21 protein-coding genes and 2 tRNA genes are annotated in these 19,351 nt (G+C 67.9%); 16 read left to right on the top strand and 7 right to left on the bottom strand.

Going from position 1 to position 19,351, the window contains the following annotated elements:
- Positions 1–2 precede the first annotated feature (2 nt).
- The 3 genes from yidD to rpmH are packed head-to-tail and all read right to left on the bottom strand — an operon-like array spanning position 3 to position 838.
- Entirely contained in the window at positions 3–359 is a 357-nt protein-coding gene (yidD, locus tag ACFUTX_RS10225) for a membrane protein insertion efficiency factor YidD (RefSeq protein ID WP_378863698.1), read from the bottom strand.
- Entirely contained in the window at positions 356–691 is a 336-nt protein-coding gene (rnpA, locus tag ACFUTX_RS10220; RefSeq protein ID WP_378863695.1) for a ribonuclease P protein component, read from the bottom strand. The genes yidD and rnpA overlap by 4 nt, the downstream gene beginning before the upstream one ends.
- A 9-nt stretch (positions 692–700) precedes the next feature.
- On the bottom strand, positions 701–838 hold the full coding sequence (gene rpmH / locus ACFUTX_RS10215; protein WP_022879826.1) for a 50S ribosomal protein L34: 138 nt from the start codon (positions 836–838) through the stop codon (positions 701–703).
- Between the two features lie 312 nt (positions 839–1,150).
- Between rpmH and dnaA the strand changes: the two genes are divergently transcribed.
- From dnaA to ACFUTX_RS10160, 11 genes are all read left to right on the top strand, one after another.
- Positions 1,151–2,599: a chromosomal replication initiator protein DnaA gene (gene dnaA / locus ACFUTX_RS10210; protein WP_378863692.1), complete on the top strand. Its 1,449-nt coding sequence runs from the start codon at positions 1,151–1,153 to the stop codon at positions 2,597–2,599.
- A gap of 430 nt (positions 2,600–3,029) precedes the next feature.
- Entirely contained in the window at positions 3,030–4,181 is a 1,152-nt protein-coding gene (gene dnaN, locus ACFUTX_RS10205) for a DNA polymerase III subunit beta (protein WP_378863689.1), read from the top strand.
- A 62-nt stretch (positions 4,182–4,243) separates the two neighbouring features.
- The gene (gene recF / locus ACFUTX_RS10200; RefSeq protein ID WP_378863686.1) at positions 4,244–5,401 is read left to right on the top strand and encodes a DNA replication/repair protein RecF; all 1,158 of its coding nucleotides are present in this window, start codon (positions 4,244–4,246) and stop codon (positions 5,399–5,401) included.
- The gene (locus ACFUTX_RS10195; protein ID WP_378863683.1) at positions 5,394–5,912 is read left to right on the top strand and encodes a DUF721 domain-containing protein; all 519 of its coding nucleotides are present in this window, start codon (positions 5,394–5,396) and stop codon (positions 5,910–5,912) included. The genes recF and ACFUTX_RS10195 overlap by 8 nt, the downstream gene beginning before the upstream one ends.
- A 121-nt stretch (positions 5,913–6,033) precedes the next feature.
- The gene (gene gyrB / locus ACFUTX_RS10190; RefSeq protein ID WP_378863680.1) at positions 6,034–8,073 is read left to right on the top strand and encodes a DNA topoisomerase (ATP-hydrolyzing) subunit B; all 2,040 of its coding nucleotides are present in this window, start codon (positions 6,034–6,036) and stop codon (positions 8,071–8,073) included.
- A 56-nt stretch (positions 8,074–8,129) separates the two neighbouring features.
- Positions 8,130–10,682: a DNA gyrase subunit A gene (gyrA, locus tag ACFUTX_RS10185; RefSeq protein WP_378863677.1), complete on the top strand. Its 2,553-nt coding sequence runs from the start codon at positions 8,130–8,132 to the stop codon at positions 10,680–10,682.
- Positions 10,679–11,083: a DUF3566 domain-containing protein gene (locus tag ACFUTX_RS10180; RefSeq protein ID WP_378863674.1), complete on the top strand. Its 405-nt coding sequence runs from the start codon at positions 10,679–10,681 to the stop codon at positions 11,081–11,083. Before gyrA ends, ACFUTX_RS10180 begins: the two co-directional genes overlap by 4 nt.
- A 97-nt stretch (positions 11,084–11,180) precedes the next feature.
- Positions 11,181–11,254: transfer RNA gene (locus tag ACFUTX_RS10175), tRNA-Ile, on the top strand.
- Positions 11,255–11,270: 16 nt separating this feature from the next.
- A tRNA-Ala gene (locus tag ACFUTX_RS10170) sits at positions 11,271–11,343 on the top strand.
- A gap of 377 nt (positions 11,344–11,720) precedes the next feature.
- Positions 11,721–12,440, top strand: coding sequence for a Pr6Pr family membrane protein (locus ACFUTX_RS10165; protein ID WP_378863671.1), 720 nt, complete (start codon positions 11,721–11,723; stop codon positions 12,438–12,440).
- Between the two features lie 89 nt (positions 12,441–12,529).
- On the top strand, positions 12,530–12,955 hold the full coding sequence (locus ACFUTX_RS10160; RefSeq protein WP_378863668.1) for an NUDIX hydrolase: 426 nt from the start codon (positions 12,530–12,532) through the stop codon (positions 12,953–12,955).
- A gap of 24 nt (positions 12,956–12,979) precedes the next feature.
- On the opposite strand, the gene ACFUTX_RS10155 is transcribed toward ACFUTX_RS10160, so the two are convergent.
- Together ACFUTX_RS10155 and ACFUTX_RS10150 are read right to left on the bottom strand one after the other, a co-directional pair.
- Entirely contained in the window at positions 12,980–13,462 is a 483-nt protein-coding gene (locus tag ACFUTX_RS10155; protein ID WP_378863665.1) for an aminoacyl-tRNA deacylase, read from the bottom strand.
- Between the two features lies 1 nt (position 13,463).
- On the bottom strand, positions 13,464–13,979 hold the full coding sequence (locus ACFUTX_RS10150) for a DNA helicase (RefSeq protein ID WP_378863663.1): 516 nt from the start codon (positions 13,977–13,979) through the stop codon (positions 13,464–13,466).
- A gap of 96 nt (positions 13,980–14,075) precedes the next feature.
- Here ACFUTX_RS10150 and ACFUTX_RS10145 point away from each other — a divergent pair, with 96 nt between their 5' ends.
- Together ACFUTX_RS10145 and ACFUTX_RS10140 are read left to right on the top strand one after the other, a co-directional pair.
- Positions 14,076–14,648, top strand: a complete 573-nt coding sequence (locus ACFUTX_RS10145; RefSeq protein ID WP_378863660.1) for a peptidylprolyl isomerase — start codon at positions 14,076–14,078, stop codon at positions 14,646–14,648.
- Between the two features lie 15 nt (positions 14,649–14,663).
- On the top strand, positions 14,664–15,557 hold the full coding sequence (locus tag ACFUTX_RS10140; RefSeq protein ID WP_378863657.1) for a rhomboid family intramembrane serine protease: 894 nt from the start codon (positions 14,664–14,666) through the stop codon (positions 15,555–15,557).
- Positions 15,558–15,692: 135 nt separating this feature from the next.
- Here the strand turns inward: ACFUTX_RS10140 and ACFUTX_RS10135 are convergent, their stop codons facing one another.
- Positions 15,693–15,932 (bottom strand): cell division protein CrgA, encoded by a 240-nt coding sequence (locus ACFUTX_RS10135; RefSeq protein ID WP_378863654.1) that lies wholly within the window; start codon positions 15,930–15,932, stop codon positions 15,693–15,695.
- A 58-nt stretch (positions 15,933–15,990) separates the two neighbouring features.
- Here ACFUTX_RS10135 and ACFUTX_RS10130 point away from each other — a divergent pair, with 58 nt between their 5' ends.
- From ACFUTX_RS10130 to ACFUTX_RS10120, 3 genes are read left to right on the top strand one after another with little or no spacing between them, the layout of a single operon-like run.
- Positions 15,991–16,767 carry a class E sortase gene (locus tag ACFUTX_RS10130; RefSeq protein ID WP_378864636.1) on the top strand — a complete coding sequence of 259 codons (777 nt, stop codon included), beginning with the start codon at positions 15,991–15,993 and terminating at the stop codon, positions 16,765–16,767.
- The gene (locus ACFUTX_RS10125) at positions 16,767–16,922 is read left to right on the top strand and encodes a hypothetical protein (protein ID WP_378863651.1); all 156 of its coding nucleotides are present in this window, start codon (positions 16,767–16,769) and stop codon (positions 16,920–16,922) included. Before ACFUTX_RS10130 ends, ACFUTX_RS10125 begins: the two co-directional genes overlap by 1 nt.
- A 7-nt stretch (positions 16,923–16,929) precedes the next feature.
- Positions 16,930–17,574, top strand: coding sequence for an anthranilate synthase component II (locus tag ACFUTX_RS10120; protein WP_378863648.1), 645 nt, complete (start codon positions 16,930–16,932; stop codon positions 17,572–17,574).
- A gap of 32 nt (positions 17,575–17,606) precedes the next feature.
- Here ACFUTX_RS10120 and pknB read toward each other — a convergent pair whose 3' ends face one another.
- Positions 17,607–19,301, bottom strand: a complete 1,695-nt coding sequence (pknB, locus tag ACFUTX_RS10115; protein WP_378863645.1) for a Stk1 family PASTA domain-containing Ser/Thr kinase — start codon at positions 19,299–19,301, stop codon at positions 17,607–17,609.
- Positions 19,302–19,351 lie beyond the last annotated feature (50 nt).

The raw sequence follows: 19,351 nt of genomic DNA, 5'->3' as shown, positions 1-19,351 counted from the left end.
GATCAGTCCTTTCCAGTGGAGGACGGCACCACGAACCCGTGCGGGGTCAGTGCGTGCCGGAAGTGCGAATGCGCGGGGACGTCGTCGACGCCGCCGGCAGCCCAGGGGTGGCAGCGAGCCAGACGCGCCGCCGTGAGCGCCGCGCCCTTCACCACACCGTGCTGCTGGACGGCGCCGACCGCGTACGCGGAGCACGAGGGGTAGTACTTGCAGACGTCGCCGTACGTGTGCGAGATCGTTGCCCGGTATCCGTGCAGCAGAGCGAGCACGGCATTACGGGGGAGCAGCGGCACGGATCTGAGGAGGTCGGATGCCTCGAGCCGGGCGTCGCCGAGGGCGTAGGCGGGAAGGACGCTCATGCGGCACCTCTGGCCAGGCAGCGCTCGAGGTCGGCACGGAGCTCACCGAAGGGAGCCGTCCCCGCGCTCGGGAGGGCCCGGATCACGATCTCACTGCCGGCCGCCACCGTCGGCAGCGCTTCGGCGCACAGCGCCTTGAGGCGACGACGGACGGTGTTGCGCACGACCGCCCCGCCGACCTGGCGGCTCACGATGAAACCGAAACGCGCCGGGCCATCGGCCACGGCGGGTTTCAGATAGGTCACGGTGTGCGCCCCGGCGCACCGACGACCCCGACGGACAACGGCCTTGTATTCCGCTCCGCGGGTGAGTCGGTTCGGCCTCGCGAGCACCGCTCGGATTCAGGCCGAGAGCTCGGTGCGCCCCTTGGCGCGGCGAGCCGAGAGGATGGCACGACCGGCGCGGGTGCGCATGCGGGCGCGGAAGCCGTGCTTCTTGGCGCGGCGGCGGTTGTTGGGCTGGAAAGTGCGCTTGCTCATGGGATCACTTCCGGATCAGGTGTCACCGGGACTCTGAGACCGGGGACGCTCGTACAGGGGGACTGCCGTGAAGGCATAAGTCAACCGATTTAGGGTACGCCGAGCCGCCTGAGAACTCAAACCGAGCGGAGTGCGACAGGCATTATCCACGGGCCGAGGCATCCGTCCTGGCAACGACACACCTGCCGGATCTACAGTGGAGTTTGCTCCGGAGACGCCCGCTGACTAGCGTGGCTCGGGCAGTTATCCACAGGCCCCGGCGGGCCTTTCCCGCGGCCCTCCGGTGGAACGATCGACGACCCCGGGGGGGCCATGCCACCGCACGAAATTCCAGATGTCCCGGTCTGGTCCCGCGTGCTCGACGAGCTCTCCGTCGACGAGCGGGTGACGCCTCAGCTGCACGGGTTCCTGAGCCTTGCCGTACCGCAGGGCGTGATGGGCGGAACGCTCTACCTCGATGTGCCCAACGACCTGACGGCCGCGCAGTTCACCAAGCGCATGCGCACCCCGATCATGGAGGCCCTCGCACGCGTCGAGCAGGACGAACCGCAGCGTGCCGACACGTTCCGCGTGGTGGTCAACCCCGACCTCGTCGACGCGCATCTCACCGCGCCCATCGCGGTGCAGGCGGATGTCTCCGCGGCATCCGCCCCCGCCCCCGGCCCGGCGGCCGTGGTCCGTCCGCCGCGTGAGGAGTCGTCGGATGCTTCCACCCCGGCGCCGCGCAGCGACACCCGCCTCAATCCGAAGTACACCTTCGACAACTTCGTCATCGGTCAGTCCAACCGCTTCGCGCACGCGGCCGCGGTCGCCGTGGCGGAGGCTCCGGCCAAGGCGTACAACCCACTGTTCATCTACGGCGACTCCGGGCTGGGCAAGACCCACCTCCTCCACGCGATCGGCGATTACGCGCTCAGCCTGTACGCCGGCATCCGAGTGCGGTACGTGTCGAGCGAGGAGTTCACGAACGACTTCATCAACTCGATCGCCAACAACCGGGGTTCGGCGTTCCAGGCGCGATACCGCGACGTCGACATCCTGCTCATCGACGACATCCAGTTCCTGCAGGGTCGCGCCGAGACCCAGGAGGCGTTCTTCCACACCTTCAACACCCTGCACGACCACGACAAGCAGGTCGTGATCACGAGCGACGTGCCTCCGAAGCACCTGACCGGTTTCGAAGACCGCATGCGCAGCCGCTTCGAATGGGGCCTGATCACCGACGTCCAGGCGCCCGACCTCGAGACCCGCATCGCGATCCTTCGCAAGAAGGCGCAGAGCGAGCGTCTGCACATCCCCGACGAGGTCCTCGAGTACATCGCCACGGTGGTGTCGTCGAACATCCGCGAGCTGGAGGGCGCTCTCATCCGCGTCTCGGCATTCGCGAGCCTCAACCGTTCCACGCTCGACATGTCGCTCGCTCAGACAGTGCTGCGAGACATCGTCGACCAGGACGACGCGAACGTGATCTCGCCGACCGACATCATCACGGCGACGGCGCAGTACTTCAAGCTGACCGTCGACGACCTGTACGGGTCGAGCAGGTCGCAGTCGGTCGCGACGGCACGGCAGATCGCGATGTACCTGTGCCGGGAGCGCACGAGCCTGTCCCTTCCCAAGATCGGCCAGCTCTTCGGCAACCGCGATCACACCACCGTGATGTACGCCTACAAGAAGATCAGCGACCTCATGAAAGAGCGGCGCTCGATCTACAACCAGGTGTCCGAGATCACCACCCAGCTGGGCCGCAACGGCCGCTGATGTCGCCCGCGGTCATATGCCGCAAAAAGTGCTTGACACCGGCCCCCGCGTCACGCCATGATCCGGTTCTTCACAGTGTGGAAAACCTGTGGATAACTCTGGCGGCCTGCGGAAACACTGTGGGCGGAGCGTGCAGACCTGTGGATGCATGGGGATGGTGCGCGCCCGACGCCGAATCTCTCCGACGCGTCATCCGCAGCCGTTCCACATCTCACACGCGTGTGATTCCGGTGTCCCGCCTGGCGTCGGCCGACTTGTCCACAGATTCCACAGCGGTTAACACCATGACAAGAATCTCTTTGATGAAACCCGCTCCGATCACCTTGACGGTGGAAAGAGTGGTGGACCGGATGCCTCGCACTCCGGCACTAGCATCGGAACGACCTGGCACTAGCATGAGAACCCCCAGCCAGCAGTCGAGGGAGCATTCGTGAAGTTCCACGTCAACCGCGATGTGTTCAGCGAGGCCGTGTCGTTCGTGGTCAAGCTCCTGCCGCAGCGCAACCCTCAGCCGATCCTCGCCGGTGTGCTGATCGAGGCGAGCGAAGAAGGACTCTCACTGGCGGCGTTCGACTACGAGGCATCCGCGCGCACCACCATCGAGGCGACGGTCGACGACCCGGGCACGATCCTGGTTCACGGACGACTTCTGTCCGACATCGCCAGCCGGCTGCCGAACGCCCCCATCCAGGTCGAGGTCGACGACGACGGCGGCATCCTGCTCACCTGCGGCTCGGCGCGCTTCACCCTGGCGTCGATGCCGGTGCAGGAGTACCCCGCGATCCCGGAGGTCACGGGGGACTCGGGCCTGGTTCCGGCCGACGACTTCGCGACCGCGATCGCCCAGGTGGCCTTCGCCGCGTCGCGCGACGACGTGACGCCGGTGCTCACCGGCGTGCAGCTCGAGGTCGCGGGCACCGCGCTGAGCCTGGTGGCGACCGACCGCTACCGAGTCGCGCTCCGCGAGATCCCGTTCGACGGCGGGGGCACGGCGACCGACGACACGACGACGGCCCTCGTTCCGGCGCGCACGCTCACCGAAGTCGGCAAGACCTTCGCCCACGGCGGCGACATCTCGATCGCGTTCTCCGGTTCGGGCGACCGCGAGATCATCGCCTTCACCGCCGGCAACAAGACGGTGACGTCGCTGCTCATCAAGGGCAACTTCCCTCCGGTCCGCCGTCTCTTCCCCGAGGCGACCGAGCACCACGCGGTCGTGAACACGGCTGAGCTCGCCGAGGCGGTGCGCCGCGTGTCGCTCGTCCTCGACCGGTCGGCCCCGCTGCGCTTCACCTTCACCACCGACAGCGTGTCGATGGATGCCTCGGGCACCGAGCAGGCTCGGGCGACCGAGTCCGTCGACGCCAATCTGGTCGGCGAGGACGTCACCCTCGGACTCAACCCGCAGTACCTGCTCGAGTCCCTCGGCGCGGTGAAGAGCGAGTTCGTGCGCATCACCTTCACGTCGAGCGAGAACGCCAACAAGCTCAGCCCGGTGCTCATCACCCCGCAGACCTCGGTCGACCGGGCCGGTTCGGACTCGTTCCGCTACCTGCTGCAGCCGAACCTGCTCCTGCGCTGACGCTGCAGGGCCGGCGGCCGGCACCGGCCGGGCCTGTCGCCGCCGCTGATTAGGCTTGACCAGTGATCGTGGAGCAGCTGAGTCTCGTCGACTTCCGCAACTATGCGGTCGCCGATGTGACGCTCGGTCCCGGTCCGAACGTCTTCGTCGGTCGCAACGGACAGGGCAAGACGAATCTCGCCGAGGCGATCGGGTTCTTCGCCACCCTCGGCTCGCACCGCGTGTCCAACGACGCGCCGATGGTGCGCGACGGCGCCGACTCGGCGATCGTCCGGGCGCGGCTGGCGCACGGTGAGCGACACGTACTGCTCGAGGTGCAGCTCAACCGCCAGGGTTCCAACAAGGCGCGGGTCAACGGGGCCCCGGTCAAGCCGGCCGAGCTGCCTCGCTACGCCCAGGTCGTTCTCTTCGCGCCCGAAGACCTGCAGATCGTCCGCGGCGACCCGTCAGCGCGCCGCCGGTTCGCCGACCAGCTCCTCGTGCAGCGGGCCCCGCGCATGGCCGGCGTGCTCGCCGACTACGAGCGGGTGCTGAAGCAGCGCACCGCGCTGCTGAAGTCGGCGAAGGCACGAGGCATCCGGGGCGACGCCCTCACCACGCTCGATGTCTGGGACGACAAGCTCGTCGCGCTCGGAACCGAGGTGATCGAGGCGCGGCTCGCGCTCGCCGACGATCTGGCCGCGCCGCTCGCCGCCGCGTATTCGGCCATTGCCGGCGCCGACCATCGGCCCGAGGCGCAGTGGGCGCTGTCGGTGTCGGGTGCCGATCCCGAAGAGGGGGACTCGGCGCCCGAGTCCGAGGGATCCGCGCGCCGCATCGCCGACCTCTTCCGCCAATCGCTGGCCGAGCGCCGGGCGGCCGAGCTCGATCGGGGACTCACTCTCGTCGGCCCGCACCGCGACGACCTGGTCCTCCGCGTGCGCGGCCTGCCCGTGAAGGGCTACGCGTCGCACGGCGAGTCGTGGTCGGTCGCGCTCGCACTGCGCCTGGCGTCGGCCGAGCTGCTGCGCGCCGAGTCGCGCCTGGGCGACCCGGTGCTGATCCTCGACGACGTGTTCGCCGAGCTCGACGCCGACCGGCGGGCGCGGCTCGCGCTCCTGGCGTCCGACTACGAGCAGGTGGTGGTCACGGCCGCGGTGGAGGAGGATGTCCCCGCCGGGCTGCGTGCGCGCATCGTGCGCGTCGAGGCCGGCACCATCCTGGAGGCGACGGATGCCTGAGCCCGGCGCGGCGACGGAGGGTGCGGCATCCGACCCCGCGGTTCCCGAGACGATCGCTACCTATCTGCGTCTGCGCGGGCTCGAGCCCTCGGCCCGGTCGTTCCGCAAGCGCCGGCGACGCACGGACGACGACGAGAACGAGCCGTTCACGCCGGGGCGCGACCCGAGGGGAATGGGCGACGTGCTCGCGCAGCTGACCCGGGAGGCGGGCTGGGACAAGGAACTTGCGCGCGAAGACGTCGTGCGGGCCTGGTCGGACGTCGCCGGCGAAGACACCGCGCGGCACACCCGCCCGGTCGCGTTCTCGGAGGGCACTCTCACGGTCCAGGCGGATTCGACGGCGTGGGCGAAGCAGCTGCAGCTGATGCGCGCGCACATCCTCTCGGAGATCGTTCGCCGGTTCCCCGAAGCGGGGGTCGACGTCATCCGCTTCATAGGACCGGACGTCCCCTCTTGGAAATGGGGTCCCAGAACGATTCCAGGGCGTGGTCCGCGCGATACCTACGGCTGAGCCACGTCAGATATCGTCCGAGGTCATTTCCGCGCGCCACAGAGGCGCAGAGGCGGCTCGGGCGGTCGTTGGTTGATAGACTGTCAGTACCCCCGCCTACCGATGTGGAGCGCCCTGACTCATGACGTCCGATACCCCTGAGAGCGTTTCCGAGGAACCCGAATCGCGACCCGTCGAATCGGTTCCCAGCGAATACGGGGCCGACGCCATCCAGGTGCTGGAGGGGCTCGAGGCCGTTCGCAAGCGGCCCGGCATGTACATCGGCTCGACCGGTGAGCGCGGCCTCCACCACCTGGTCTACGAGATCGTCGACAACTCGGTCGACGAGGCGCTGGCCGGATACTGCGACACGATCAACGTCACGATCATGCGCGACGGCGGCATCCGCGTCGTCGACAACGGCCGCGGCATCCCCGTCGACATGCACCGCACCGAGGGCAAGTCGACGGTCGAGGTCGTCCTCACCGTCCTGCACGCCGGCGGCAAGTTCGGCGGAGGCGGCTATGCCGTGTCAGGCGGTCTGCACGGCGTCGGCTCGTCGGTCGTGAACGCGCTGTCGACGCGGCTCGAGGTCGAGGTCAGGCGCCAGGGTCACGCATGGCGGCAGTCCTACCGCGACGGCGGCGTGCCGCAGGCTCCCCTCGCGAAGGAGGAGGCGACCGACGAGACCGGCACGACGATCCAGTTCTGGCCCGACGACACGATCTTCGAGACCGTCCACTTCGACTACGACACGCTGCGGACGCGATTCCAGCAGACCGCGTTCCTCAACAAGGGACTGCGCATCACCCTGAGCGACGAGCGTCCCGACTCGACGTACGTCGTCGACACCGAGGACGGCGGCAGCGAAGAGCGGCAGCCGCACGACGACTTCTACTACGAGCGCGGACTCGTCGACTACGTCGAATACCTCAACAAGGTGCGCAAGGCCGAGGTCGTCAACGACGAGATCATCGAGATCGAATCCGAAGACACCGTTCGCCACATCTCGCTCGAACTGGCCATGCAGTGGACCACGAGCTACACCGAGAACGTCTTCACCTTCGCGAACACCATCAACACGCACGAGGGCGGCACGCACGAAGAGGGCTTCCGTGCGGCGCTCACGACGCGGATCAACGCGTACGCGCGGGCGCAGAACCTGCTCAAGGAGAAGGACGACAACCTCACCGGCGAAGACATCCGCGAGGGGCTGACCGCGGTGATCTCGGTCAAGCTGTCTGAGCCGCAGTTCGAGGGCCAGACCAAGACCAAGCTCGGCAACACCGAGGCGAAGGCGTTCGTGCAGAAGGTCGTCGGCGACCAGCTCGCCGACTGGCTCGACCGCAACCCGGTGCAGGCGAAGAACGTGATCCGCAAGGCGATCGACGCGGCCACGGCTCGCCTCGCCGCCCGGAAGGCCCGCGAGACCGCGCGGCGCAAGAGCGTGTTCGAGTCGGCCGCGATGCCCGACAAGCTCAAGGACTGCACCAGCAAAGACCCGTCGATCAGCGAGATCTTCCTCGTCGAGGGCGACTCGGCCGGCGGTTCGGCCGTGCAGGGCCGCGACCCGCACACCCAGGCCATCCTCGCCCTGCGCGGCAAGATCCTGAACGTCGAGCGCGCACGCCTCGACCGCGCCCTGGGCAACAAGGAAGTCCAGGCCATGATCCAGGCGTTCGGCACGGGCATCGGCGAAGACTTCGACATCGACAAGGCGCGCTATCACAAGATCGTGCTCATGGCCGATGCCGACGTGGACGGCCAGCACATCACGACGCTGCTGCTCACGCTGCTGTTCCGCTACATGCGCGGCCTGATCGAAGCCGGCTTCGTCTACCTCGCGCAGCCGCCGCTGTATCGCCTGAAGTGGTCGAACTCGCCGCACGAGTACGCCTACTCCGACCGTGAGCGCGACGCGCTTCTGGCCGAAGGGGCCGCGCAGGGCCGCCGCATCCCGAAAGACAACGGCATCCAGCGATACAAGGGTCTCGGCGAGATGAACGACCACGAGCTGTGGGAGACCACGATGGACCCCCAGACGCGCACGCTCAAGCAGGTGACCATCGACGACGCGGCCGCCGCGGACGAGATCTTCACGATCCTCATGGGCGAAGACGTCGAATCCCGACGCGGGTTCATCCAGCGCAACGCCAAAGACGTGCGCTTCCTCGACATCTGATCCGACCTCGATGACCCGGTCCTCCGCGCCGGACGTCGATCACCGAAAGCACCGACATGGCTGACGAAGAACGCCCCGCCCCGTACCACGAGCACGGCAAGATCGACCAGGTCGACCTGCAGCTCGAGATGCAGCGCTCGTACCTCGACTATGCGATGAGCGTGATCGTCGGGCGCGCGCTGCCCGACGTGCGCGACGGTCTCAAGCCCGTCCATCGCCGCGTGATCTACGGCATGTACGACGGCGGCTTCCGCCCCGACAAGTCGTTCTCGAAGTGCTCGCGCGTGGTCGGCGAGGTGATGGGCCAGTACCACCCGCACGGCGACGCCCCGATCTACGACGCCCTCGTTCGACTCGTCCAGCCGTGGGCGCTGCGCTACCCGCTCGCGCTCGGCCAGGGCAACTTCGGTTCGCCCGGCAACCAGGGCGCGGCGGCCCCGCGGTACACCGAGACGAAGATGGCTCCGCTCGCGCTCGAGATGGTGCGCGACATCGAAGAGGAGACCGTCGACTTCCAAGACAACTACGACGGCCAGACGCAGGAGCCGACGGTCCTTCCGGCCCGCTTCCCGAACCTCCTCGTCAACGGCTCGGTCGGCATCGCGGTCGGCATGGCCACCAACATCCCGCCGCACAACCTGCGGGAAGTGGCATCCGGTGCCCTGTGGGCTCTCGACAACCCGGATGCCTCGCGCGAAGAGCTGCTCGAGGCGCTCATGGAGCGCATCCCCGGGCCCGACTTCCCGACGAAGGCGCAGATCCTCGGCACCCGCGGCATCAAGGAGGCCTACCGCACCGGCCGCGGCTCGATCACGATGCGTGCCGTCGTCAACGTCGAAGAGATCCAGGGACGCACGTGCCTGGTGATCACCGAGCTGCCGTACCAGGTGAACCCCGACAACGTCGCGGTGAAGATCAGCGATCTCGCTCGCGACGGCAAGATCACCGGCATCGCCGACATCCGCGACGAGACCTCCGGCCGCACGGGACAGCGTCTCGTGATCGTGCTGAAACGGGATGCCGTCGCCAAGGTCGTGCTGAACAACCTGTACAAGCACACGCAGCTGCAGGAGAACTTCGGCGCGAACATGCTCGCGATCGTCGACGGCGTGCCCCGGACTCTGCCGCTCGACGGCTTCATCTCGTACTGGATCGACCACCAGATCGACGTCATCGTGCGTCGCACGCGCTACCGGCTGCGCAAGGCCGAGGAACGCATGCACATCCTGCGCGGCTACCTCAAGGCGCTCGACGCGCTCGACGAGGTCATCGCGCTGATCCGGCGTTCGCCTACCGTGGACGACGCCCGCGAGGGCCTGAAGGACCTCCTCGAGATCGACGATGTGCAGGCAGACGCGATCCTCGCGATGCAGCTGCGCCGCCTGGCCGCACTGGAGCGCCAGAAGATCATCGACGAGGCGGCCGAACTCGAGGCCCAGATCGCCGACCTGAACGACATCCTCGTGAAGCCGGAGCGTCAGCGGACCATCATCCGCGACGAGCTCACCGCCATCGTCGAGCGGTTCGGCGACGACCGCCGCACCCAGATCCTGCAGGGGTTCGACGGCGACATGTCGATCGAAGACCTCATCCCCGAAGAGGAGATGGTGGTCACCGTCACCCGCGACGGGTACATCAAGCGCACCCGCAGCGACAACTACCGCTCACAGCATCGCGGCGGCCGCGGGGTGAAGGGCGCGCAGCTGCGGGCCGACGACGTCGTCGAGCACTTCTTCGTCACGACCACCCATCACTGGCTGCTGTTCTTCAGCACGAAGGGCCGCGTCTACCGCGCGAAGGCGTACGAGGTGCCTGAGGCCGGCCGCGACGCGAAGGGTCAGCATGTCGCCAACCTGCTCGCGCTGCAGCCCGACGAGGAGATCGCCCAGATCCTCGACATCCGCGACTACAACGTCGCGACATACCTCGTCCTGGCCACGCGCGGCGGGCTCGTGAAGAAGACCCGCCTCACCGATTACGACACCAATCGGCAGGGCGGGGTCATCGCGATCCGCCTGCGCGAGGAGGACGAGCTGGTCAGTGCGCTGCTCGTCGATGAGGGCGACGACATCCTCCTGATCAGCCGGCACGGGATGTCGCTGCGCTTCACGGCGTCCGATGAGGCACTGCGGCCGATGGGACGCGCGACCGAGGGCGTCAAGGGCATGTCGTTCCGTGGGCGCGACAGCCTGCTGTCGGCCTCGGTGGTCCGTGACGACGGATTCGTCTTCGTCGTGACCGAGGGCGGCTACGCCAAGCGGACGGCGGTCGAGCAGTACCGCGGTCAGAGCCGCGGTGGCCTGGGCATCAAGGTGGCCCGGCTGAGCGAGGATCGCGGCGATCTGGCGGGCGGGCTGATCGTCTCGGCGGACGACGAGGTCTTGGTGGTTCTTGCCAGCGGCAAGGTGGTACGCTCTGCCGTGGCCGAGGTGCCCGCCAAGGGCCGCGACACCATGGGAGTCGTGTTCGCCCGCGCCGCCGACGAGGATCGCATCATCGCGATCGCGCGGAACGGAGAGCGTGGCCTGGCCGAAGAGGCAGAGGCCGCCGACGAGAACGGCACCGCCGAATCCTCTCCCGAGACCCCCGAGGAAAGTACTGACGCATGAGCACGGTAGCCGACAAGCTCGCCAAGAAGTCCAGCCACAAGACGAGCGCGAAGCAGGTGCGCCTGCGCCTGGTGTACGTCGACTTCTGGTCGGCCGTCAAGCTGTCGTTCCTCGCGGCGATCGCGCTCGCCGTGGTCACGGTCGTCTCGTTCGTGCTGGTGTTCCTGGTGGTGCAGACCACGGGTCTCATCTCGCAGGCCGACGAGTTCTTCGGGAACTTCACCGACGGCACGATCCTGCTGTCGCAGTTCGTCAGCCTGCCGCAGGTGCTGGCGTTCTCGGCGATCGTCGCGATCCTGAACCTCGTGGTCGTGACGGTGCTCGGCGCCGTGCTGGCCGGCATCTACAACCTGGCCGTGAAGGTCACGGGCGGGCTACTGGTCGGCTTCACCTCCAACTGACGGATGCGTCGCCCTTCGCGCGTCGCTGGATTCGTGAAAAGGGCGAGCGTCAGGTAAAGTCTTGGAGGTTGATCGGCGCGGAAGCGTCGATCGAGACGGGGCTATAGCTCAGGCGGTTAGAGCGCTTCACTGATAATGAAGAGGTCCCAGGTTCAAGTCCTGGTAGCCCCACCGACATACCCCCTTCGGGGCCTTAGCTCAGTTGGTAGAGCGCCTGCTTTGCAAGCAGGATGTCAGGAGTTCGAATCTCCTAGGCTCCACATCGTGAAAAGGACCGGCCCCGTAGGGTCGGTCCTTTTCGCGATCTTCAGGATCTGCGATTCGAGGAGGAGCCGGAGCGCAGCGCAGGCGACGGAGTCTCCTAGGCTCCACATCGTCAAAAGGACCGGCCCCGTAGGGTCGGTCCTTTCGCTTCCATAAGCGATTCCCGGCCCGGAATGTAAGCGTTTGTCAAAAACGTCCCCCATACGGTGGACAGTGTGTAGGTCTCATACAAAGGACCGCGTTTGCCGAGGCATCCGGCTCTCTTCTCGACGACAGAATCCCTGCAAACGCGGCACGGACGGCGCTAAACCTTCCTCACCGACACCGAAGACGGATGTCGATCACTGGGAGGGAAATCATGCACTGGACAGCGATGAGATCCATTGCCGCCGGGTTGGGGATCTCGGCGGTCACCGCAGGCTACGTCGTCAACGTAGACCGTGCGACTCGGCAAGGGCAGAGCCTCGAGCTCGTTCTCGCCAACTACTTCAGCATGTTCACGATCGTGACGACGATGCTGGCGGTCGCGGCCCTGTTCGCGGCTTCCACCTGGGCCCGGATGCACCCGGATGCCCAGCGCGAACCGCTGACGATCGAGCTGGCTCTGGCCATCGTGACCGGGCCGATGCTGCTCCTCGGGGTCGTGTACAACGTGCTGCTGCGCGGGGTGCCCTCCGAGGTCGCGGCGGCCGACTCGGCCGGCATCGCACTCCTCGACAACTATGCGATCGAGGTGCTGCACGTGGTGCTGCCGCTGTACTTCCTGGCCGACCTGCTCTTCGCGTCGAAGCGACGGGGACTGCCCTGGTGGGGTCTGCCGGTCATCGCGGTCTACCCGCTCTCGTGGCTGACGATGACGATGATCCGCGGCGAGCTGGTCACCGACCCGTCGGGTGCGGCCGACTGGTGGTACCCGTACCCCTTCCTCGACCCGCACGGTCCCGGAGGGTGGGCATCGGTCGCCACCTACATCGCGGTGATGTTCATCGGCCTGGTCGGCATCGGCGCCGGCGTCATCGCGATCGGTCGCCACCGCGACCGCCGCGCCGCCCGCCGCGAGGCGCGGGAGGACCTGATGGTCCTGCACGGGTGACGGTCACCACGCGGCGGCCCGGCTTCTGGGGGAAGCCGGGCCGCCGTCGCTTGTCCGGCTGCGGTGGGACGGCATGGGTAGGGTGAAGCATGGACCTTCGCGTCGCGGCGTATGCCGTCATCATCGACGACGATGACCGCCTGTTGCTCGCGCACTGGAACGAGGGTCGCCGCGCCGCGTGGACCATGCCGGGCGGTGGCCTCGAGCCCGGCGAAGATCCCGAGCACGCTGTCCGCCGCGAAGTGCGGGAGGAGACGGGCTACAAGGTCGCGATCGGGCAGCTGCTCGGCATCCATTCCCGTGTCATCCCGGCGGGACGTCGGCTCACGCCGGGAGCGACCGAGCCGCTCCACACGCTGCGCATCGTGTACCGCGCTCGAGTGACGGGTGGGCGGCTGCGCAACGAAATCGACGGCTCCACGGACCGCGCCGAGTGGTTCCCGCTGCGAGAGGTCCCCGAATTGCAGCGCGTCAGGCTAGTCGACATCGCGCTCGAGATGGCCGGCGCGATCTGACCCGATCGAGGCGTCTCGGTCGGGTCAATCGGTGGGCTGCGAGATGTCGGCGACGGTTGCGCCGTACGCGGCGATCAGGTCGTCCGCGTCGACGAACAGGCTGTAGCCGTGCGCGCCCGCACCCATCGCGATGCGCTTGCCGACGATCTGCTCATCGGCGAATACCGGCCAGTCGTGAGAGCTGCCGATCGGGACGATCGTGCCACGCTCATAGCCGGTCGCCTCCAGCGCACGGTCCGCGTCGGGCAGCTGCAGCTTGTTCACACCTACGACGGTGCGCAGCTTCGGCCACGAGATGGCTCGATCGCCGGGAACGAGAGCGAAGAGGAAGGTGTCGTCGCTGCGCTTCACCACCAGGGTCTTCACGATCCCGGCCGGGTCGATGCCCAGCAGCGCGGCGGCCTCAGCGAGGCTCTTCGCTGCGGGCCGCTCGCGGATCTCGATGTCGAGATGACGAGCGGATGCCGCGGCCCGCACTCGTTCGAGAGCGGGATCGGCCTGCGTCACCTCAGGCGTCCGGTGCGCGCAGCGGGTCGTCCGCCACCCAGAGCTCGTCGTCGGCGCGCAAGGTCTGCCATGCGGCGTACAGGACCCCGAGGGCGGCGGCGACGCCGAGGATGATCGCGATCACACCGCCGGCGCCGATGCCCTTCTTGACGGGCTCGGGGGCCGGCTTTCCCCAGCCGGCCGGGAGGCTGATGCCCTTGCCCGACGCCAGACGTGCGCGGGTGTCGTTCGCGGCATCCCACACCGACATCGCCGACCCGACGACTGCACCGGCTGCAGGGATGACCGTCGAGTTGACGACCTTGCGGCCCTTCTCGACGTACGGGGCGGCGTAGGTCTGGTACCCGGCCTGAACGCGGGGACGGAATTCCTCGCGGTTGAGGTGACCCAGCTGGCGACCGGCCTCGCGAGCGACGTTCGCGGCCTGTCCGACGAGGACCTGCTGCGACTCCCACAGGCTCGTCGCCTGGGTCTGCAGCTTGCGGAGTTCCTTCTTGCGCTTACGGCTGAGGCTCACGGTGTCCTCCCAATCGAGCGGTGACGTGGTCCACCCATCTTGCCAGACCTGCCGAGGCGCGGGAGGGGTTGCACAGAACTCTGGAAGAATGTAGCAATGCCGATTCCCACCGCTGTCGCCACTTTCCACACCAACTACGGCGACATCGTCGTCAACCTCTTCGGAGACCACGCCCCCCGCACGGTCCAGAACTTCATCGGACTCGCCGACGGCACGGGCTCGTGGACGAACCCCGCGACCGGCCAGCCCGGCGAGGGGCCGCTCTACAAGGACGTCATCTTCCACCGCATCATCTCGGGCTTCATGATCCAGGGCGGCGACCCGCTGGGTCAGGGAGTCGGGGGTCCGGGCTACACGTTCAACGACGAGATCAGCCCCGAGCTGACGTTCACCGAGCCCTACAAGCTCGCCATGGCGAACGCCGGTCTGCGCCGCAACGCGATCACCGGCCAGGCCGAGGGCACCAACGGCTCGCAGTTCTTCATCACGGTTCCCGGCCAGGGCGGTCGCGGTCCCGAGTGGCTGCAGGGCAAGCACACCATCTTCGGCGAGGTCGCCGACGACGCGTCGAAGGCCGTGGTCGACACGATCAGCGAGGTGCCGACGGCGGCGGGCGACCGGCCCATCGAGCCCGTCGTGCTGCAGTCGGTCACGATCACGTCGGCCTAGGCATCCCGCCCCTTCGTGACCACCGACGACCTCAGTCGCAACCGCGACAACTTCTGCTACCGGCACCCCGACCGGCAGAGCTTCGTGCTCTGCCAGCGCTGCCTGCGCACGATCTGCCCCGAGTGCCAGACCCCCGCGGCCGTGGGCGTGATCTGCCCGGAGTGCCTCGCCGATCAGCAGAGGGCCGCCTCACCCGCGCAGCGGAAGGCGGAGCGTCGGTGGTCACGGCGACCGCAGGCCGTGACGATCGGCGACACCCGGCCGCTCGTCACGTACGCGATCATCGGGATCACAGCGCTCGCGTACCTCGTCACCCTCATCCCCGGCGTGGGCGAGACGATCCGCAGTGCACTCCTCTTCTACGCGCCGCTGCTGTACCCGCAGTTGTTCGGCGCTTTCGAGCCGTGGCGTCTGCTCACCGTGTCGCTCGTACACGGCAACTTCGTGCACCTCGCTCTCAACATGCTGGCGCTGTTGATGATCGGCCGCAGTCTCGAACCTCTGCTCGGCCGGTGGCGCTTCCTGACCCTCTACCTGCTGAGCGCGCTCGGCGGCTCGGTCGCGGTCGTGATCTTGTCTTTCGGAACTCCGGTGGTCGGGGCATCCGGCGCCATCTTCGGCCTCTTCGGCGCGCTCCTCGTGATCGGACGGCACATCGGCGCCAACATCGGGGGCATCGCGATCGTTCTCGGCATCAACCTCGTGATCGGCTTCGTCCCGGGATTCAACGTCTCATGGCAGGCGCATGTCGGCGGACTGGTCGTCGGACTGCTGGTGTCGTTCATCTACACCCGCACGCGGTCGCCCCGGCAGCGAGGTCTGCAGATCGCGTTGCTCGCCGTCGTCGCCGCGGCACTGGTCGCGCTTCTGCTCGTCCCGGTCGCCGCGCCCGGCGTCGTGCTCGGCTGAGTTATCCACAGGTCCCTCCACAGGTGGGGATGAATCACACGTGTGTAATTCACAGGTGTTAAGAACCCTGTTAACAACTCCGGACGCGAAAAAGCCCCGGCAAGGCCGGGGCTTTTCAGAGTGGGTGCGGGGCGGTCAGCGCCAGCGAGTGGTCATGAGGAAGCCGAGGAAGGCGATGCCGAACCCGATAACGAGGTTCCAGCCCTCGATGCCCGGGATCGGGTACTGCATGCCGCTCAGGTAGAACACCAGAACCCACACGAGACCGATCAGCATCAGGCCGATCATGATCGGCTTGAACCACACCGGGTTGGGTGCCGCTTCGCCTTCTGCGCGCTCGACGATCGGGTCGTCATCTCTGCCGGGTCGTGCCATGGCAGAAAGTCTATCTGCCAGGCGGCCCCCAGCGTGCGCTGGCTAAACTCGCGGTGTGATGCACGCGCTGGCCGGCGGTACGGGGGATGCCGCGACCCGAGGCGCGTCCGCACGCCCCCGTCGCCGCACCACGGTGGTCGGGGTCCTGGGCGAACTGCTCATCACCGCGGGCGTCATCGTGCTGCTCTACGTCGTCTGGCAGCTGTGGGTCGGCGACCTCATCTACGGCGCCGAGCGCAATGCCACCGGGCAGCAGCTGTCGCAGGAGTGGGCGCAGGCGTACCCGAGCACCAACGACCCCGACGAGCCCGAGCAGCCGACGGCCGTGGACCCCGTCATCCGTCCCGAGCCCTCCGACGCGGAGCGGTTCGGTGTCATGCACATCCCCCGTTTCGGTTCGGACTATGCCGTGCCCATGGCGGGGGGCGTCAGCCGCGCCCGCACCCTCGATCCCATCGGCATCGGCCACTACCCCGGCACGAGCATGCCGGGAGAGCCCGGCAACTTCGCCGTCGCCGCGCATCGCACGACCTGGGGCAAGCCGTTCAACCGCATCGCCGAGCTGCGCGTCGGCGACCCCATCGTGGTCGAGACCCCTGACGGCTGGTACACCTACCGGTTCCGCACGCTCGAGTACGTGCGGCCCGACCAGGTCGACGTGCTCCTTCCCGTCCCGCAGCAGACCGACGTGCCCGCCGGCACGGCCTACATCACGATGACGAGTTGCAGCCCGATGTACTCCATGACGGAGCGCATCGTGGCCTACGGGGTGTTCGAGTCCTTCACGCCGCGGTCGGCGGGGGCTCCGGCATCCCTCACCGAAGGGAACGCGTGATGTACGCGGCGTTGTGGCATGTGCTCCCCGGCCCGTGGTGGGTGAGGGTCCTGATCCTGGTGGTGCTCGTGGCGGCGGTGCTCTACGGGCTCGCGTTCTACGTCTTCCCGTGGGTCAGCCAGTTCGTGAACCCGCAAGAGGTCACGGTCGAATGAGTCGGCCGTGAGCTCCGCGCCCGTGGCGTCGGCGCCCGTCCTCGTGGTGGACAACCACGACAGCTTCGTCCACACCCTCGTCGGCTATCTGCACGAACTGGGGGTGGCCACTGACCTCGTCGAGGCCGACGCCGTCACCGACCCCGTTGCGGCCATCGCTCCCTACCGCGCCGTGTTGGTGTCGCCCGGTCCCGGCACTCCTTCCGACGCGGGAGCGTCGATCGACGTCGTCCGGGCGGCGGCTTCGAAGCGGATGCCGCTGCTCGGCGTCTGCCTCGGTCATCAGGCGATCGGCGAAGCCTTCGGCGCGACCGTGGCGACGGCGCCCGAGCTGATGCACGGTATGACGTCGCTCGTCCACCACGACGGCAGCGCCCTCTACGACGGCCTCGCCGACCCTTTCACGGCTACGCGCTACCACTCGCTCGCGATCGTGCCCGACACCCTGCCCGACGAGCTTCTCGTGACGGGGGCGACCGCATCGGGGGTGATCATGGGGGTCGCGCATCGGACGCTCCCCATCGTCGGCGTGCAGTTCCACCCCGAGAGCGTGCTCACCGAGGGCGGCCACCGGCTTCTCGGCAACTGGCTCGCCGGAGCGGGGTTCACTGATGCCGCGGCCCGCGGCGCGGCCCTCAGTCCACGTCGCTGAGCCGGAGCGCTGACCCGGGTTGCTCAGCCGGTTCAGGTGCCGGAGCAGAACCCGAGGACGATCGGCGAATGGATCGGCACGTCGCCCGGTGCCAGGGACTGCGTCGACACCGTGGGAGGAGAGGATGCCGCGCACGACGGGTCTTCCTGCGTCGACACCGTGAGCTCGAGCTCTTCCAGTTCGCGCTGCGCCGCCTCGACGGTGTAGCCGCGCACGTCGTTGATCGTGACCTTCCCCGACGCGACCACGACATTCACCACCGTGCCGACCGGAACCGAGGCCTTCGCCGCCTGATCCGCAGAGATGACGGTCCCGGCCGCCAGCGCGGGGTCGTTGCGCTGCGTGACGCTGCCCAGCTCGAGGCCTGCCGCCTTCAGCTCGGCCGCCGCGGCATCCTGCCCCAGGCCCTCGAGGCTGGGCACGGTGGCCATCTCCTGTCCGAGCGAGACGTAGACGGTGATGTCCTGGCCCGGGCTCACCGAGGATCCTTCCTCGGGATCGGTGCGGATGACGTTGCCCTCGGCGACATCGGGGTTGGGCTCGTCGACGCGGATGACCAGCAGATCGGCGTCGAGCAGCTCGGCGTTCGCCCGGTCGTACGTCATGCCCGAGACGTCCGGCACGATGCGGGCGTTCGCCGGGACGTCGGTGCGCGACTCGATCGACAGCACCCAGAAGAGCACCGAGATGAGCAGGACAGCCAGCAGCCCGACGCCCGCCCAGATCCACGCGACCGGCGGCCCCGCCTGCGTCCGCTTCATGGTGGTGTCGGTGCTGAGCTGTCGCAGCGACCGCGCCGTCTCGGCGGCCTGCTTCGGGTTGGGCCCGTACAGCTCGCTGGTGAGCGCGCCCAGCTGACGCTTCGACGGTGATCGGCCGTCGATGGTCGCGTCGAGCGCCTCGCGGAAGCTCGCGGCATCCTGATACCGCTGGAACGGGTCCTTGGCGAGAGCGCGCAGCGCCACCGCGTCGAGCGAGCGGGGCACCGTCTCGTTGATCTCGGACGGCGGGAGGGGTGCCTCGCTTACGTGCTGATAGGCGACCGCGACCGGCGACTCGCCGCGGAACGGCGGGCGCCCGGCGAGCAGTTCGTACAGCACCACGCCGGCCGAGTACAGGTCGGCGCGGGCGTCGACGGGCTCGCCCTTGGCCTGCTCCGGCGAGAAGTACGCCGCCGTGCCGAGGATGGCAGTGGTCTCGGCGACCGTCGAAGAGCTGTCCGACACCGCGCGCGCGATGCCGAAGTCCATGACCTTCACCTGCCCGGCATCGGTGACCATCACGTTGCCCGGCTTGATGTCACGGTGGACCACCCCGGCGCGGTGCGAGTACTCGAGGGCCTCGAGGATCCCGTCGACGTAGCGCACGGCATCCGTCACCGGCACCGGCCCGGCGGCGATGATGTCTTTCAGCAGCGAGCCCTTGACGAGCTCCATGACGATGAACGGGACGGGGCGCACCGTGCCGTCGGGATTCGTTTCGGTGTCTTCGCCGGCGTCGTAGACGCGCACGATCGTCGGGTGCGCCATGCGGGACGCCGCCTGAGCCTCGAGGCGGAACCGGGTGCGGAAGGTGTTGTCGCTGGCGAGTTCGCGGTCGAGGATCTTGATCGCCACGGCGCGGCCGAGGGTGATGTCGTAGCCGCGATAGACGCTGGCCATGCCGCCACGGCCGATCGGCTCGTCGATCCGATAGCGCCCCGAAAGCACGCGTGGCTCAGCTGTCACGGTCACTCCCTGCGTGGATCTCCAGCCAGACTATCCGAGCGGAGGCCGAC

The sequence above is a fragment of the Microbacterium sp. NPDC057407 genome, assembly GCF_042803895.1.
Lineage (GTDB): Bacteria > Actinomycetota > Actinomycetes > Actinomycetales > Microbacteriaceae > Microbacterium.
Note: the sequence above shows the minus strand (reverse complement) of the source record. Positions and strands in the feature narration are given on the sequence as shown.